The sequence below is a fragment of the uncultured Methanobrevibacter sp. genome (assembly GCF_902770715.1).
Taxonomy (GTDB): domain Archaea; phylum Methanobacteriota; class Methanobacteria; order Methanobacteriales; family Methanobacteriaceae; genus Methanocatella.
The window spans coordinates 38,167-54,318 of the sequence record NZ_CACXTS010000018.1 but is presented as its reverse complement, the minus strand read 5'-3'; the positions used below and the strand labels follow the sequence as shown (position 1 = coordinate 54,318).

Here is a 16,152-nt window from a genome sequence, read left to right as displayed (position 1 = left end):
AAATAGATATGAGGAGACTGTGGTATTAAAAAATGAGTAAATGAGTTTAATTGTTATTAAACTCGATTTCAAAAGCAATTACTGGATATTCTAAAGTAAAGTTGGTAATGACTTCAGGTGACACTTCACCAAAGAATCCTTTAATTGTACCTTTTTGGGCTTCACCGGTTACATCGGCGGCTCTGCCTTCAATGAAGGTTTTATTTTCGCTGTCAGCTATTTCCATTGAATAACCTAAGTTTGATAAGACGCTTGTTACAATGGACTTGATTTCAGTAAAGTTAGCGGTTGAGTGACAGACCAATGCAGCTAATTTTTTGGAAGCTACGGTTTTGTTTTCTTTTGAGTCATCAAGATATAAGACATCCCCGATTTCAAATATTTTTTGAGGCAAATCTTCATGCTTGTTGTCTTCCAAGAATTCCATTAATGAGTTGATTAAGCTGGTTCTGATCATGGTTCTGTCAATTGTAATAGGTCTTGCAACTTGAACATGTGGTTCTTCAGGCTGGTTCATTTTTTCATAATGTGCTTCCTCATTTGTAAGCATTAAACTCATGACCTCCTGGAAACCGAGTGCAATCATCACTTCACGGATTGTAGATTCAGCCTTAAACCAATTGTTTTCATAAGCAACAGTATTAATGTCTGGAAGTTCTGCCACCACATCGTTGATGTGGTATTGGACAGCAATATTTTCAACAATATCAACTTCATGCAATATGTCTACTCTGTATGCTGGAATGATGGCTTTGACTTCATTGTCATCAATAATTTCAGCATCAAAACGTGCTTTCAGCAATAATCCTTTGATGTCTTCAGCGGTAAGGCTGGTTCCACCAATCAATTCATTTGCAGTATCAACATGCACGTTCATCTCCTGCGGAGTTAAATCAGGAGTTAAGATGGTTTTATCTTCGTATCTCACTTCCATGGATTTGATTTGTCCTCCGACTTCTGCAAAGGATGAGCAAATGATATTCAATGCCTGGTTGACTGCTCTTTCGTCAGTACCGGTAACATCAACAATAATGTTTTTGGTATCTTCCTTAAGTTTTGTCAACTCTCCGTTAATGATTGGAGGCATTGATAAAACATTATCGTCTTTGTCTAAAATCAAAGGATATTTATCAAAGTTTTCAATTAAATGAGCATAATCCTTACCTTTGTCATGTTCGGTTAGGATTTCATCAGGAGTCATTTCTGTGTCTTTTTCCAATGGAACAAATGAATTGGCATCTTTTGGTGTTGCAATGTATTTGAATGGTCCTTCAACCACGTCCGCATTGTGAATACCGATAGCTACTTTCTTCCTGTCTCTTCCAATAACCCAGTGGAGGTTTTCTTGGAAATCCATCACATATTTTAGTTTATCGCCAGTAAAATCAACATTATCAATTTTTGCAAAGCCAATAAATGGCCTTATTTCTGCAACGTCCTTGTCTACAGTAACATATTCGCCGGATTCCTCAACCTTATAATCTGGAAAACCAACTTCCTGACCTATAAAACCTTTAAAAGATCTAGCCACTCCTTCAACAGACAGGTTGTCCGGTCTGTTCGGGAAGAATTCCACTTTGATTTCTTCATCATCAAAGTCTTCAATATCACTAGACATCATAGGTAAAGTGTCTATCAGTTCATCTTTATCCATATCTATTCCTAAATCTTTTAAATCTTGGTATTTGAATGTTATAACTGGCATTTAATAACTCCATTAAATATTTTTTTAAAATCCAAAGAGTAAAATGAAAAATATAGACTCTACAGCAAAGTGAAGAGCTCTATGTTCTAATTCACCCATATCCCGTATGAATACAGTATGGGTTACATCTATTACAAAATGAATTAGGGCCGCTAGAATTCCAATGGTTGGATTTAAGAAAACTATTGAAACGACAACAAAATGGAATCCTGCTTCCATTATTTCATGCACCACCCAAGTCTGCCATGTGGAATGTGTGGATTGTTGGATTAGGCCACCTAACAATATGTAAAAGTTATTTAAAACTTTCCACATTAGTGTGGTGTGCAATAAATCGCTTATAGCTAATACAATAGCAACATAAAACCATAGTAAATTCATTTTTCAACAGTCCTTTTAATAAATTGATAATATTAATAATTTGATTTTATTATATAATATACTTATCTATATTTGATATTTTTACTTAATATTTTTAAATAAGAAACTACATATCTAATAATATTATTTTTACTTATACTTATTAGGAGAAAATATATGTCAAACCAAGAAATTCCTAAAGACTATGATTTTAAAAAAGAAAAAGAATGGGAGAAGAAATGGGAAGATGAAAACGTCTACAAATACATTGGAGACGGATCTCGTCCTAGATATGTTATCGATACTCCCCCACCATATCCAACAGGAGCAATTCATTTAGGACATGTCTTAAATTGGGTTTATATGGATATGGATGCAAGATACAGAAGACAAAAAGGATTTGACGTGTTGTTCCCACAAGGATGGGACTGCCACGGTCTTCCGACTGAAGTAAAAGTTGAAGAAACTTATAATATTAATAAAAATGATGTTTCAAGAGCCCAATTCAGACAATACTGTATTGATTTAACAGGCAAGAACATTGCAAGCATGAAAAAGGACATGAAGGCAATGGGTTATTCACAGGACTGGACTCGTGAGTTCGTTACAATGACTCCTGAGTACATGAGAAGAACACAATATTCATTTTTAAAAATGTACGAAGATGGATTGATTTATCAGGGAATCCACCCTGTAAACTGGTGTCCTCGTTGTCAAACAGCTATTGCTTTTGCAGAAGTTGAATACGGTGACAACACAACATTCTTAAATTATGTTAACTTCCCTCCTGCTGTGGAAGATTCATATGATGACATCGCATCATCACAGGCATCCGGCAAGCAAGCTGACCCTAAAACCGAAGGAATATTGATTGCAACAACCCGTCCTGAATTGATGTCTGCATGTGTTGCTGTAGTAATTCACCCTGAAGATGAAAGATACACTCACCTTTTAGGCAAATATGTGGAAGTTCCATTATCACATCAAAAAGTAAAAATCATTGCAGATGAGGAAGTGGACCCTGAATTCGGTACAGGTGCAGTAATGATTTGTACCTTCGGGGACAAGACTGACGTAAGCTGGGTTCAAAAATATGATTTGGAAATCATCAATGCAATTGATGAGACAGGTACATTAACATCTGCCGCAGGAAGATATGAAGGAATGGACTTGCAAACCTGTAAAAAACAGACAATTGAAGATTTGGACAGTGAAGGTTACCTCTTAAAACAGGAAGAGGTTGACCAAAATGTAGGGCAATGCTGGAGATGTAAAACCCCTATTGAGATTCTTGTTAAAAAGCAATGGTTTGTAGCGGTAAGGGACTTAATCGATAAGACCAAAGTCGCAGCAGATGAAATGAAATGGGTGCCTGACCACATGAAATCCCGTATGCTAAACTGGGCAGATTCCATGGAATGGGACTGGTGTATATCAAGACAAAGAATATTTGCAACTCCAATTCCAGTGTGGTACTGTAAAGACTGTGGAAAGGTAATTTTGCCTGACGCAGAAGATTTGCCTATTGATCCAACTGTAGATAAGCCAAAACATGCATGTGAATGCGGATGTGAAGAATTTATCCCAGAAGAAGATGTGCTTGATACTTGGATGGATTCATCAATTTCACCATTGTCCATTGCAGGTTGGCCTGATGAAGATTATGTAAATCATTTCCCATCCAATCTCCGTCCACAAGGACACGATATCATCCGTACATGGGCATTCTATACTACTCTCAGATGTATAGCATTGACCGGCCAAAAGCCATTTGACGACATTGTAATCAATGGTATGGTATTCGGTGAAGATGGAAACAAGATGAGTAAATCAAGACCAGAATTCGTAGTAGGTCCTGAAGAGGTAATTGAAAAGTACGGTGCTGACCCGTTAAGAACTTGGGCAGCCAACAGCGTACCTGGATCTGATGTAATATTTGATTGGAAAGACATCAAACATGGATTCAGATTCCTGAGGAAATTCTGGAATGCATTCAGGTTCATTAGCATGCAAATCTTTGATGAAGAAGTATCATATGATGACGTTAAAGATAATTTGGGACCAATCGATTTATGGATTTTATCAAAGCTTAACAATTTGAATGTCACTGTTGATAAGGCGTTTGCTGATTATAACTTTGCAGAAACTATTACTTCCATTGAAAGGTTCTTCTGGCACGATTTCTGTGATGAATATATTGAAGCTGTAAAATACAGATTATACACAGACGTATCCGACGAATCAAGAAGAGCTGCAAAATACACCTTAAGAACCGTTGTTGAAACATCCCTTAAATTATTAGCTCCAATTGCTCCATTCTTTACAGAAGAAGTATACCAATACTTCTCAGATGAGTCAATCCACAAAACTTCATGGCCTGAAGTTTATGATGAGCTAATCAGCGAAGAGATGGAAGTTAAAGGTGAAACTGCTGTTGAATTGATTGATGAAGTAAGAAGATTCAAGTCAGCTTCAAAAATCCCATTAAATGCGGAACTGGCTGAAGTAAATGTATTTACTTCCGATGATTCATTAGTTGATATATTTAATGAATTCGGAGACGATATTAAAGGTACTTTAAAAATCAATGATTTAGCAATCAGCCAAGGAAAACCTGAAGTTCATGAAAAAATCATTGAGGTTGAACCGGACATGTCCCAAATCGGACCAACATTCAAAAAGGATGCCGGTAAAATCATAGGCTATTTGAAATCAACCGACATTGATGAGATAGGTTCCGTTTTAGAAGAGAACCATGAACTTACAATTGGTGAAATTGTAGTGCCTGAAGATATGTTAAATATCAAAAAGGAGATTGTTGGAGCATCCGGTAAAAAAGTGGATATCTTACAATCCGAAAACTTAGACATGATTGTTGAAGTAATTAGATAATTACTTCCCCTATTTTCTTTTTTTAAAAAAATAAGTTAAAAGCTATTAATGGATAATAGCTATTTTTAATTTTTCTGGTTAAATGGTATGAATATTTACTGCATTCATTTTAACTTCATTTTTAGCCTTATCGAAGCCTTCTTCAAGATAGAAGCTGACGCTTGTCATTTCATGGAGTTCATCATTGCTTCCTTTAAATTCATATTTTTTAAAGTAGTATGACTTGCCGTCTTCAGCTTGGATGAATCCTGCCTTTCCATGAGGCAAGATCTTGCTGATTATACCGTATTGGATTTCCTGATTTTTGTATTTCAAATCATTCCAGAATCCTTTAAGTTCCTTTTCGATTTTCCAATATTGGGTATTTTCCGTGTCAAGGCCTGCATTTTCTATTTCCTCGGTTAGTCTATCATCAATGTTCCATTCTTTGTTGAGTCTGATGCTGTATTCTAAATATCTATGTTTTAAAGCCTCTTCAGGATACTCATCTTCAATCAAATCAGCAATCAAGGAATATACATTCACTTTGCTTTCGCTTGGAGCTGGTGTCAGAACCCCATCAATTGCATAATTTAGGGAATTTTCAAAGTCCCCTTTGAAATAATAGCTGTTGGCTATTTCAGCCTTCATGTACCAATCAGGTTTTTTGGCAATCATTTTCTTAAGGTAATCGATTGCTTCATCATATTCCCCAAGTTCGTTAGCGCATTTGGCCAATCTCCAATTAAACCAGGTATCGTCAGTCAATTCTTCTAATTCGAGAGCCTCTTTTGATAATTCATAGCAGGTATCGATATCATCAAGCTTCAAAAGTGCCTTTGTTAATTGGCTGTAGTATTTTTCCTTGTTTGAAGGATATTTTCTTCCGTTAAAGTCGCTGGCCTTTTCGCTTAAATAATCTGGATTGATTTTTTCTGCCCACATTACAACTTCTTCAAAGTCGTTGTTTTTGTTTAATAGTTCAAGAACTTTTAAAACAGTTAATGTATATGGACAAGGATATTTACTGTCTTTGGACTGATTTTGCTGTTTTTTAACTTCAGTGATTAACTCGGCATTTTCTGTTATTTCATCAAGATCATCATTATTCTTAATGTATTTGTTGTATAAAAGCCAGCTAAAAGAAGTCTTGTCAAATTCAGAGAAACCTTCTGGTGTTTTTTCCCAAAATTCCCTATAGATTTCTTCCGCTTCGTCAATTTTGTTTTCCTTTTTGAATCTTTGTGCTAATTTCAATTTTTCTTTGGTAACGGCATCCATAATAACACAACCTAAGTAATATATAATTTGTTATTATATTATTTACACTTTCAGTTTTCAGGTGGGTTGGTTGGTGATGGTTAGATTAATCGGTTAGATTATTGTTATTCTAACTTTCTTGGTAGCTTTTGCATAGTATTTGCTTCCTTTGTAGGTTACTGAAGCATTAAACTTGCCTTTTTTGGTTAATTTTTTGATTTTGAATGTTGCTTTTCCTTTGCTGCTTGTTTTTGCATAATATGTTTTTCCTTTAACTTTTAGGCTGACGCTCACTTTTTTAACCGGTTTTCCTTTGCTGTTCTTTAAGATCACTGTATATTTTTTGGTTTTCAATGATTTTTTGAATTTTTTTGCTTTAGCTGTGATTTTTGTTTTTTCCTTGCTGATTGTTATCTTAACTGTTTTGCTGACAGTGTAGTAGTTTGAGTTGCTGGCCTTAATGACAAGGTTCCTTTTACCAGCCTTTGCGGTTTTAAGCATTTTTGCAGTCAATGTAATTGTGGCAACACCTTTGGATTTTGTAGTGGCTTTTCCTATGGTTTTGCCATTCAATATGAATGTTACTTTTGCCCCGGAAACTAAGTTGTTTTTAATGTCCTTAACGGTAACGGAGTATTTGCCACCATAGTTGATTACATAAGCTTTGTTGCTTGCAGCAACTTTTATATTGTCTGAAACAGAGATTGGACCAATTTTTTCTGGAGAAACATTTTTCAATTTGATTGTAGCATTTTCCTTTAAACTTATATGATTTGTTTTTAAAGTTGCTGTATTGCCTTTAAATTGTGAATTGTTGATTTCTAAATTTCCGCAGGAGTATATCGCTCCGCCTTCATAAGCATTATTGTTTTTAAAAGAGGATTTGTTGACTGTTCCGGTTTCATTAAAGTAAACTGATCCGCCCATGAGTAAGGCCTTGTTGTTGGTGAAATTACAGTTTGTTATTGTCCCGTTACTGTCGAAATAAATTGCTCCACCGCTTATTTCAGCAAGATTGCCAATAAATGAAACGTTTTCAATTTTTCCGTTTTTAATGGCTATTGCACCACCATAAAGGGCATGATTGCCTACAAAGTCACCGTTAAATGATACATTTTCAAAACTTTCAAAGAAGTTTACTCCTCCTCCGATATTTGCATTGTTGTTGATGAAATTACAATTCAATGTTATATTGCAAGGAGTTTGCCTATAGTTTATGCCGCCTCCGTTTTTAGCTGCAGTATTGTTAATAAACTCACAGGTTAATATGCAATTGCTTGATATGTCCTTGAATGTTATTCCTCCGCCATTGCCGTTTATTTCATCAACCTGTCCTAAAGCGGTGTTGTTGATGAAGCAGCCTGTGAAGTTATTGTTGTTTGTGGTGTTGTGGAAAAAGATTGCACCTCCACATGATTTGGCTACATTAAATCTGAAATCACAATTGAATTTATTGTTGTTTGCTTTGTTGTAAAAGAAGATTCCTGCACCATAGATTCCGTAATTGTATCTGAAAATGCTTTCAAATTGATTGTTTTCGGCCAGATTATAGAAAAATATTGCTCCGCCGCTGGCTTTGTTTGCACGGTTGTCATAAAACTCGGATGCAATTGTGTTGTTGGAAGATTTTCCTTTGACATATATTGCACCACCTGCCCTTTCAGCAACATTGCCTTCAAAGTATCCATTTATTGTGTTATTGGAGGTTTGACTATTAAGATATATCGCGCCGCCGTTATATGCGCTGTTATTAATGAATGTTGAATTGATTTTGCAATTTGAAACGGAATTTTCGATGAATACTGCCCCACCTGATTTATTTGCACTATTATTATAAAATGTGGAATTTAATATGTTTAAATTGTTAAGTGAGGATATTGCTCCCCCAGTTCCATTTGAATATCCATTTATGAAATTTATGTTTTTCATGGTGATGTTGTTTGAGGTTATATTGAATATTCGGGCTTGTCCCGCTCCGTCAATTGTGTGTCCTGCTCCGTCAATTACAATATTGTCTTTAGTGATTTGTATTCCATCTTTGTAATCTGAATCGTTGGAATTGTATTTATAATCCTTTTGCAATGTTAAGTTTCCGCCAGTTGTGATTTTGCCAATCTCATCATTCAGATCTGTGAAATCACAGATTTCGACGCTATTTTCTAATGTTAAATGATTTTGATTATCATAAACGCCAGTATCATTTGTAATGTTGTCGTGTGCATTTGCTGCCGAAATGGACATTATAAGAAAGAACATTAAAACCAATAAAAATTTTTTATTCAACATATCCTCCCCTTTAAGAATATAATATACTTTTTGTTTCAAAGCATATTAAAATAATGAATAGTTTGCAAAGCTAATAAGTTTGAAGTTAAGAGAGCGAATTTGGATATTGAAATTCGCTGTCGTTTACAGTTCATGTTAACAGTTATTATTGTTAAATGGTCTGAATAATCATTTTGAATTAAATAATTAGTATAATAAGACTCCAAATAAAAGTAATGAGCTGATTAATAAGAATAGAATATTTTTCAAGTACATATTTTCTCTAGCGTGCATATTATCACCTAATTTATCAATGATTTTTTTAAATTCAAAGTATAGGTTATAATATGAAACCCTCAATATATAAAGATTCTCGAATGTAAGTGCTCACTTACATCTTTAATCAACAAAAAAAGAAAAAATAAAAGTTTATTTAAAAAAATAATTAAAATTAAGCTTTAATTCCATTATATAATATGTCCAAGAAATGATTGCCGTATTGGTCTGTTTCAACGCTAGGCTTCATGTCATATATTTTCCATAAGATAATGGATTGAAATGTTATACTGAAACACATTCCCGCCAACACTCTGCAATCTACGGGCCTGATTTTTCCTTTTTCAACCTGTGATAGGAAAAACTCTTCTAATTTATCGATTACAGTCGTGGTGATTCTTGAAATCAATTGTTTTCTCTCAGGAGTGTCTCTAACTTCTTCCATGGCTATTCTGATAATGCTGAAATCACTTTCTGAAAGGTCCAAAAGGCCAATGAAATTGCTTTGAAGGTATCCTTCGATTTCATCCTCATCATTAAATTCAAAAATCTCCGCTAATTTCTCAAGAAATATTTCAAGATAGTGCTCCTTTGTAATTTCAACCAGATTGTTTTTGTTTTGAAACTTTCTAAAAATTGTTACTTCATTCACGCCCGCTTCGGCAGCTATTTTTTTGGTAGTTGCTTTGGTCAAACCCTCTTCTTGAAGGATAGTGAATGTTGCCTGTATAATTTTTTCATCAGTGCTGTTGAAATCGTTCATTGTTACAACTCCCATTATTGCAATAAAGGTATAAATGCAAAATTAAATTAGTTATTTAATAATCTATTTTAAATATATTAAAAATATATGGTAATGTTTTTACTTTCTCAATTTTTTTATAATATTGTTGGATTCAGTCAATATCATTTTCAATTTTTCTAATAACTTTTGCAGGGACTCCAAGAGCCAGTGAATTGTCGGGAATGTCTTTAGTAACCACTGCACCTGCACCAACAACCACATTATTGCCGATGTTTACTCCGGGAAGAATTGTCACGTTGGCACCCAACCAAACGTCATTGCCGATTCTGATTTCCGATGCATGGCCCAAATGCTCACGCCTTTTTTTAGGGGATAAAGGATGGCCAACGGTTGTTATTGTAGTATTCGGACCAATCATCACGTTATCTCCAATGTATACTTCTTTTATATCAAGGATTGTCAGATTGAAGTTTCCAGTAAAATTGTTGCCTATGAAAATGTTTTTGCCGTTGTCGAAGCAGAATCGTTTAGCAATCCATACTTTTTCACCTACTGCACCCAAAATCTCGCTCAACACTTCATGCTGCTTTTCCAGGTCATCTTCATCAAGTGAATTGAAGATATTGGCATTTTCGATTGCATGTAGTTTCATTAGAGATATCTCTTCATCATCATAGCAGTATTCAAGTCCGGCTTGCATTTTTTCCATTTCGTTCATAGTTAAATATATTATAATTTAAATTAAAAATATTATTTGATAAAATGATTCTTAAAGTAAAAAATATTTCAGAAATCGGAGGAACCGTAAAGGCACCTCCTTCCAAAAGCTATTCACACAGGGCAGTTATTTTAGCTTCTCTTGCAAAAGGTAAATCAAAGCTTTATGATATGCTTTACTCTGAAGACACATTATCTTCAATTAGGGTTTGTGAAGCTTTAGGTGCTCAAATAACAAAAAATGGAGATTATTTGGAGATAGTAGGAACAGGCGGTAACTTGCATAACTCTTCATCTGAACCAATCGATTTGGCGAATTCTGGAACTACTTTAAGATTGATGACTTCAGTAGCCGCTTTGAGCGATAATGAAGTCATATTGACAGGTGATGATTCCCTCAAGACCCGGCCAATGGGATTGCTTATGGGTGCATTGTATTCATTGGGTGTTGAAACGGAATCATTGAATGATAATGACAAGGCACCGATTTTAATTAAGCCGGGCTACCTTGGAGGTGAGACCAATATTTATGGAAATGTCAGTTCCCAATTCATTTCTTCAATTCTAATTTCCGCTCCTTTGTCTGAATTGGGAGTTTCATTGTATGTTTTGCCCGAATTCAAATCAAAACCTTATGTGAATATGACATTGGACATTATGAGGAAATTCGGTGTCAGGCCTATAAAAATTTATTATTTAAAGCATGACAACTGCGATAAAGAGGTCAAAAGCTGCAAAATTGATGAATTTAAAGTAATGAAACAGGATTATGTTGCCTGTGATTACACCGTTGAAGGAGATTACTCTTCAGCATCTTATTTACTTTCATTGATTGCCATCAATGGTGGAAAGGCTAAAATCAAAAATTTATTTAGGGATTCCAAGCAAGGAGATAAGGTAATTCTAGATATTCTCCAGCAGATGGGCGCCACTATTGTAAGGGGTGATGACTATGTTGAAATCGCATCAAACGGAAATCTGAAAGCTATTGATGTTGATTTGTCAAATGCTCCTGATTTATTGATTACCGTCGCTGTTTTGGCGGCTATGGCTGAAGGAACAACAAATATCACTGGTGTTGCCCATGCGAGAGTTAAGGAAACTGATAGGATTGATACGACTTGCCGTGAACTTGAAAAGTTAGGCTGCAAATTAACAGAATATGAGGATGGAATGAGCATAACTGGAGGAGTAGGTTCAGGAGTTGTTGATTCCCATGGAGACCACAGGCTAGCCATGGCATTTTCCCTGATCGGATTGAAGCATGATATTCAAATTACAAATGGGGAAGTATTTGATGTTTCCTTCCCGAATTTTATTGAATCTATGTCTGAACTCGGATTTGAATTGGAGTTGGTTGAATGAATAAAGAGGAACGTGTAATTAAGCTGGTTGAAATTTTAGACGATACATTTGAAATTAGAACATTTTTAGACCATGATCCATACCAAGTTTTAATCAGGACAATTCTCTCTCAAAGAACTAGGGATGAAAATACCGATCAGGCCACAAATAATTTGTTTTCTAAATATAAGGATATTTATGAAGTTGTTGAAGCTCCAATTGATGATATTAAGGAATTGATTAGGCCTGCAGGTTTTTATAATGTTAAAGCTGCCAGAATTGTTGAAGTTTCACAGATTTTGATTGACCAGTATGGAGGGGAAGTTCCAGATACTGTCGAAGAGCTGGTAAAGCTTCCTGGTGTTGGCAGAAAAACAGCCAACTGCGTAATGGTTTTTGCCTTTGAGCTTCCTGCAATTCCTGTTGATACTCATGTTCACAGGATTTCAAATAGACTAGGTTTGGTTGATACCAAAGACCCTGAAGATACCGAGGTTGAATTGTGCAAAATCGCTCCGGAAGAATTATGGATTAAATTAAATGATTTGATGGTTCAGTTTGGCCAGAATATCTGCAAGCCAATCGGTCCTCAGTGTGAAATTTGTCCATGCACTGACATTTGCGACTATTTTGAAAATAATGTTTAATAATTTTTTAGTCATACCAAAACATTTATAAACTAAAACAATGTTATATAACAATAGTTATAATAACATGTGTTATAACTTTAAAATAAGCTTTTTTAATATTAAAATATAAAATAAATAAATTAGTTAAGGAGATAAAAATATGGCGAAAGTTCCAGAATTAAAAAGAGGAGTATATGATAGTATTACTGATGCTATTGGAAACACTCCAATTGTAAGATTAAATAATCTAACAGAAGGATTAGAAGCGGAAGTTGATGTAAAAATTGAATCATTCAACCCAACTGGAAGTGTAAAAGACCGTGTTGCTGTTGCAATGATTGAAGATGCGGAAGAGAAGGGCTTGCTCAAACCAGGTGCTACAATCATCGAACCGACAAGTGGAAACACAGGTATTGGCCTTGCATTTGCGGCAGCTGCTAAAGGTTACAAGTTAATATTGACCATGCCTGAAACCATGTCCATTGAAAGAAGGAAATTCTTAAGTGTTTTAGGTGCTGAAATTGTATTGACTCCTGGTTCAGAAGGAATGGGTGGAGCTATTGCAAAAGCAAATGAATTAAATGAAGAGACTCCTGATTCCATTATATTGGGTCAATTTGACAATCCTGCTAATGTAAAAATCCATGAGGAAACTACTGCTCAGGAAATATTAAGAGATACTGAAGGAAAAGTTGACATTGTTATCGGCGGTGTAGGTACTGGTGGAACAATAACCGGAATTGGAAAAGTCTTAAAAGAAGAAGTTCCAGGTGTTAAAATTGTAGCAGTGGAACCTAAAGACTCACAGACATTAGGTAAAGGTGAAAAAGGACCTCATAAAATTCAAGGAATCGGTGCAGGTTTTGTCCCATCAATATATGATGAAAGCGTAATTGATGAGATTATTCCAGTTGCAAATGAGGATGCTGGAAACACCTTAATTGCACTTGCTAAAAAAGAAGGTATCTTTTCAGGTATTTCATCTGGAGCTGCAACTTGGGCTGCTTTAGATTTGGCTAAAAAAGAAGAAAATAAAGGTAAAAGAATTATAGCAATTTTACCAGATAACGGTGAAAGATATCTCTCCGTAGATTGGTTATTTGAATAAGAATAAGTATATATACCATATGTTATATAAAATTAAAGTATAAAATAATTGAGGTTTATCGATGTTCAATGATTTAAGGGCTGAAATCCAAGCTATTAAAGATAAAGATCCTGCGGCCCGTAGCACTCTGGAGATTTTTTTGTGCTACCCTGGATTTTATGGATTATTGATGCATAGAGTTAGCCATTGGTTGTGGAATCATTCTTTAAAGCTGCTTGCACGTATGAACTCTAATTTAGCTAGATTTATTACAGGCATTGAGATCCACCCTGGTGCAACATTCGGTAAACGAGTATTTATTGACCATGGTATGGGAGTTGTTGTTGGAGAAACTGCAATTGTTGGTGATGATGTATTGATTTATCAAGGAGTAATTCTTGGTGGAACAAGTACAGAAAAAACTAAAAGACACCCTACTATTGAAAGAGGAGTTATCATAGGTGCCGGTGCTAAAGTGATGGGTAATATTACAATCGGTGAATATTCTAAAATTGGGACCGGTGCAGTTGTTTTAAAGGATGTTCCTCCTGAATCAACATGTGTTGGTGTTCCTGGACGTATTGTTAAATGTAAAGGCGTATCTCACGATAAAGTTGATTTAGATCACAATAAACTTCCAGACCCTGTTGCAAAAGCAATTAGAACCCTTGAACAACATCTCGAAGAAACTGATAAGCACATCCAAATTTTATATGATAAGAATGAAATTTGTTTTGCGAGAGATATTAGAGATGAACAAGAAGAGTTAGAAGATTTATTCAAATGAAGTGATGAAAAATGAAACCACCTTGCGAAATTGTAGTTTGGTATGTTATACCGGCTATTAGGTCAGAATTAGCTAAAGAGCTTTTGAACTTAGGAATGAAACAAAAAGATGTTTCTGAACTTATGGATATAACTCAACCTGCTGTATCACAGTACATTACTGACAAACGTGGTAGTGGAATTAAACTTAACGATGATGTTCGTGGAATGATTCATGAATTTGCTCGTGAGTTATCTGTTGGCGAAGCCACAAAAGCGCAATTAATTCCAAGAACCTGCAATATTTGCCATCATGTTGAGATATCCGACGTTTTGAAACAACTTAATATTGACAAATCTGACCTTGGTGAGGATTGTCAATCTTGTTTAGGTTCTGAAGTAAATTAAAAAATATTGGAAATAATAGTAAACTATTTAAACTATCAATTACCAATATTTTATTATACTTTAATTTTAAGTGGCAAGTTTACCGAGTGGCTAGGTGTGTGGCTGCAGACCATAATACGGGGGTTCAAGTCCCTCACTTGCCTTTTTTAATTACTATTTTTTGAGGTTATTTTTTATGGACGTCTATTCAACTTTAACTCGCAGTAAAGAGAATTTTGTGACTATTAATAAAAATAGAGTTAACTTATTTGTTTGCGGTCCAACAGTTTATGATGATGCTCATATTGGACATGGAAGAACATACATTTCTTTCGATACTATAAAAAGATATTTGGAATACAAAGGATATGCTGTATTCTACATTCAAAATATCACTGATATTGATGACAAGATTATCAACAGATCAAAAGAAAGCGGAATTCCAGCAAATGAATTAGCTCGCAAGTTTGAAAAAAGATACATTGAAGACATGAATAAATTAAATGTAAACGGCGTTAATTTATTTGCAAGAGCAACCGATCACGTTGATGAAATCTTAGACCAAATTCAAAGATTAATTGATAAGGGTTTCGCTTATGAAACCGAAGACGGAGTCTATTTTGAAATAGATAAATTCCCTGAATTCGGTAAATTATCCAACAGAAATGTTGAAGAATTGGAATCTCACAGAGACATTGCAGAGACCACTAAAAAGAATCCACAGGACTTTGCGCTCTGGAAAAAACGTGAAGGTGTGGATGAACCAACTTGGCCATCCCCATGGGGTGACGGAAGACCTGGATGGCACATTGAGGATACTGCAATTACCGAATACTACTTCGGACCTCAATATGATGCTCACGGTGGCGGACTCGATTTGATTTTCCCGCACCACGAAGCGGAAATTACACAGATGGAGGCTGTTTCAGGCAAAGCTCCAATGGTAAAATTCTGGTTGCACACTGGATTTTTAAATGTTAATGGAGAAAAAATGTCAAAATCCTTAAATAACTTCATTACAATCCGTGAATTATTAAAAGATTATGCTGCCGAAACATTCAGATTCTTTGTACTTTCAACTCACTATAGAAGCCCAATTGACTTTTCCAAAGATTCACTCCACCAATCTGAAAAAAGTTTGGATAGGATTAGAAAATATTATGAGCTTTTGGATGTTGAAGTGGGTGAGGAAATTAATGAAAGTGATGTGTTGGCTCCTCATAAAAAAGAATTCTTTGACAGTATGGATGATGACTTTAATACTCCAAAGGCTATTGCGGCAATCTTTGGATTAATCAATGATACTAAAAATGATTTAGATTCATATTCTGATGAAGATAAAGTAGCTATTAAAGCATTCTTAGATGATGCGGCACATATTTTTGGTGTTAGCTTTGAAGTTGAAGAGGTAAATGCCGGGTCTGATGATTTACTTGATTTAATTTCTGATGTTAGATCTGAACTAAGAGCTAACAAACAATATGATTTATCTGATAAAATTCGTGAAAACCTACAGTCCTTAGGTTATGAGATAAACGATTAAGGAGATTTTTCTCCTCTTTTTTTTTAATTTTTTTTTGAATTTAATAAATTTTTCAATGACAATCTTTAAATACTAAAAATAACATATGTTATGTTGGTATAACATAAGTTATAATTAATTTTACTGTTCTTTTTTTAGGTATACCAAAACATTTATATATAAAAAATAACTATTGTTATATAGTGAATATAACACGTG

General features: G+C 34.9%; 13 protein-coding genes and 1 tRNA gene. 8 read left to right on the top strand and 6 right to left on the bottom strand.

Features of this window, described 5'->3' with window-relative positions:
• Positions 1-46 precede the first annotated feature (46 nt).
• Both pheT and QZU81_RS06660 read right to left on the bottom strand, forming a co-directional pair.
• Positions 47-1,705 carry a phenylalanine--tRNA ligase subunit beta gene (gene pheT / locus QZU81_RS06665; protein ID WP_295590557.1) on the bottom strand — a complete coding sequence of 553 codons (1,659 nt, stop codon included), beginning with the start codon at positions 1,703-1,705 and terminating at the stop codon, positions 47-49.
• 24 nt (positions 1,706-1,729) lie between these two features.
• Positions 1,730-2,086, bottom strand: a complete 357-nt coding sequence (locus QZU81_RS06660; protein WP_292823275.1) for a hypothetical protein — start codon at positions 2,084-2,086, stop codon at positions 1,730-1,732.
• A gap of 156 nt (positions 2,087-2,242) precedes the next feature.
• On the opposite strand from QZU81_RS06660, the gene QZU81_RS06655 reads away from it, so the two are divergent.
• Entirely contained in the window at positions 2,243-4,957 is a 2,715-nt protein-coding gene (locus tag QZU81_RS06655) for a valine--tRNA ligase (RefSeq protein WP_295590554.1), read from the top strand.
• A gap of 78 nt (positions 4,958-5,035) precedes the next feature.
• Here QZU81_RS06655 and QZU81_RS06650 read toward each other — a convergent pair whose 3' ends face one another.
• The 4 genes from QZU81_RS06650 to QZU81_RS06635 form a co-directional block, all read right to left on the bottom strand.
• Positions 5,036-6,217 (bottom strand): tetratricopeptide repeat protein, encoded by a 1,182-nt coding sequence (locus tag QZU81_RS06650; RefSeq protein ID WP_295590551.1) that lies wholly within the window; start codon positions 6,215-6,217, stop codon positions 5,036-5,038.
• Positions 6,218-6,310: 93 nt separating this feature from the next.
• Positions 6,311-8,482, bottom strand: a complete 2,172-nt coding sequence (locus QZU81_RS06645; protein ID WP_295590548.1) for a hypothetical protein — start codon at positions 8,480-8,482, stop codon at positions 6,311-6,313.
• Positions 8,483-8,912: 430 nt separating this feature from the next.
• A complete protein-coding gene (locus QZU81_RS06640) occupies positions 8,913-9,500 on the bottom strand; it encodes a TetR/AcrR family transcriptional regulator (RefSeq protein WP_295590546.1) in 588 nt (195 codons plus the stop codon).
• 133 nt (positions 9,501-9,633) lie between these two features.
• Positions 9,634-10,200: a sugar O-acetyltransferase gene (locus QZU81_RS06635; RefSeq protein WP_295590544.1), complete on the bottom strand. Its 567-nt coding sequence runs from the start codon at positions 10,198-10,200 to the stop codon at positions 9,634-9,636.
• 44 nt (positions 10,201-10,244) lie between these two features.
• Here QZU81_RS06635 and aroA point away from each other — a divergent pair, with 44 nt between their 5' ends.
• The 7 genes from aroA (at position 10,245) to cysS (ending at position 15,954) form a co-directional block, all read left to right on the top strand.
• On the top strand, positions 10,245-11,564 hold the full coding sequence (gene aroA, locus QZU81_RS06630) for a 3-phosphoshikimate 1-carboxyvinyltransferase (protein ID WP_295590542.1): 1,320 nt from the start codon (positions 10,245-10,247) through the stop codon (positions 11,562-11,564).
• A complete protein-coding gene (gene nth / locus QZU81_RS06625) occupies positions 11,561-12,190 on the top strand; it encodes an endonuclease III (RefSeq protein WP_295590539.1) in 630 nt (209 codons plus the stop codon). Before aroA ends, nth begins: the two co-directional genes overlap by 4 nt.
• Positions 12,191-12,332: 142 nt before the next feature.
• Positions 12,333-13,280: a cysteine synthase A gene (cysK, locus tag QZU81_RS06620; protein WP_292851504.1), complete on the top strand. Its 948-nt coding sequence runs from the start codon at positions 12,333-12,335 to the stop codon at positions 13,278-13,280.
• Between the two features lie 61 nt (positions 13,281-13,341).
• The gene (gene cysE, locus QZU81_RS06615) at positions 13,342-14,046 is read left to right on the top strand and encodes a serine O-acetyltransferase (RefSeq protein WP_292851507.1); all 705 of its coding nucleotides are present in this window, start codon (positions 13,342-13,344) and stop codon (positions 14,044-14,046) included.
• An 11-nt stretch (positions 14,047-14,057) separates the two neighbouring features.
• Entirely contained in the window at positions 14,058-14,432 is a 375-nt protein-coding gene (locus tag QZU81_RS06610; protein ID WP_295590535.1) for a transcriptional regulator, read from the top strand.
• A 72-nt stretch (positions 14,433-14,504) separates the two neighbouring features.
• Positions 14,505-14,575, top strand: a tRNA-Cys gene (locus tag QZU81_RS06605).
• A gap of 32 nt (positions 14,576-14,607) precedes the next feature.
• Complete coding sequence (gene cysS, locus QZU81_RS06600; RefSeq protein WP_292823257.1) at positions 14,608-15,954, top strand: cysteine--tRNA ligase; 1,347 nt, start codon at positions 14,608-14,610, stop codon at positions 15,952-15,954.
• Positions 15,955-16,152: the final 198 nt, after the last annotated feature.